This is a genomic window from Kitasatospora sp. A2-31 (assembly GCF_022288725.1).
Taxonomy (GTDB): domain Bacteria; phylum Actinomycetota; class Actinomycetes; order Streptomycetales; family Streptomycetaceae; genus Kitasatospora.
On record NZ_JAKNTA010000174.1, the window covers coordinates 1 to 1464 of the forward strand.

A 1464-nucleotide genomic window follows, 5' to 3' on the forward strand; every position below is an offset into this window, starting at 1 on the left:
CCGAGCTGCGGCACGGACAGCGCCGCGCTGCCTGGGAGCACCGGCTCGGCGGCGTGCTGCGGCGGGAAGTGGACGATGACGAAGGCGTCCTGACCGGCCTGCTCTCGCACGAGCCAGCCCACCGATGGTCCGTCGGTCTGCAATGCGAGATTGAGTAGCTCGAATCGGACGGCCAACAGATCCTGCGACCGCACTACGTTTCGTGAGAAGGAGGCCATAGGGTCCACCCCCGTCCGGAGGATGATTCCCTCATTTCGATGCTACCCGTCGACGGGATCCTACGTACAGGGACCGCCCGCCGCCGGGCGGCCTCCAGGGGGACTACGCCGTCGCCGTCGTCGGTGCGCCTCAGGTCGATGCTTGGCCCCCGCGGAGTCGGGGTCGACCTCGCGTCCTTGCAGCTGGCGAAGAGCCAGACGACGTTGACGACCAGTCCGGCGAGGAGGCCACCAATGAGTACGTGTCCGTAATCCGGGCAACGTGTCCGCAACGACACCACCACCCCGTCAGCCCCCATCCGCCGACCCGGGAAGAGCGCACTTCGCGCGCCACAGTCCCGCCCAACCGGCGCGACGTCCGGCACCGCGGTAGCGCTGACCGAGCCCCGGGAGGAGTGTGGTCTCCGACTATCGGGACCTCTTCAGTTCGCGGGGTCGATGGTGATGCAGTTGAACGTTTCGTCGCCGGCGCCAGTGTCGTCTGCGAGTGTCACCGACAACCGGTAGGAACCTGCGACGAAGGGGCCCACGGTCGGCTTCTGTAGCGGACCGGTATCGCCCGGGGCCAGCGCCGGCTCGTCGAAGGTCTCGTCGAAGACCACGGGGTGATCCGCGTCGTCACTGCCGGGGCAACCCTCCGGAATGCTCGTGATCACGAGTCGGTCCGTAAAAGCCTCGACGTCTACATCGCTACGGTTGACCGCACTCCACTGGACCTGGAAAGAATCGGATTCACTGAGGATCGCCGAGCTCGGAACGATGGGATTCTGAGGATCGGTGAAGAAGACGTCAGTCATTGATCGAATTCCCTCGTGAACGTGGCCACATCACTGTTAGTGAGCCCTACCAGTCTTGACTCGATGGGCCCGGGCCTCGGAGGGCGCAGGGGTCCGATTGACGACGCAGTGCGCCGGTTGCCCGCCGCACGGGCGCGTCGCCTGCTCTCTCTTCCAGTAGGGATGATGTGGGCGGTTTGGCACCCGCCGCTTCGACGGCCGGCTCCTGCGTCAGCCGCCGCTACTCATCCCAACCGAGCTGCACCTTTCGGAGGACGTTAAGTCGGTTTCTGATAGCGGCCGCGTCCGGGGTGGGCAAGGAGTCCCTGACGAACGAGTCGTCCCAGGCGGGAGCGGGTGACGTTGATCGAGGGCTCGTCGGTGGGCAGGCCGAGGAGTTCGTGTAGGTCGCGAACCCGGAAGACCTGCCCGGGATGATCGTTGAAGGCGGTCACGATGCGCTGGTAGAC

The 1464-nt window shown here is 65.8% G+C and carries 1 protein-coding gene and 1 pseudogene; both read right to left on the minus strand.

All coding sequences use genetic code 11. The annotated features are described in order from the left end of the window. Positions 1-640 precede the first annotated feature (640 nt). Complete coding sequence (locus MCM47_RS40620; RefSeq protein WP_238864633.1) at positions 641-1015, minus strand: hypothetical protein; 375 nt, start codon at positions 1013-1015, stop codon at positions 641-643. A 257-nt stretch (positions 1016-1272) separates the two neighbouring features. Next, a pseudogene (locus tag MCM47_RS40625) lies at positions 1273-1464 on the minus strand (hypothetical protein); the annotation flags it as partial.

Excerpts from the sequence above, each read along its gene's own strand:
- MCM47_RS40620 (WP_238864633.1), bottom strand. The coding sequence starts at position 1,015 with ATGACTGACGTCTTCTTCACCGATCCTCAGAATCCCATCGTTCCGAGC.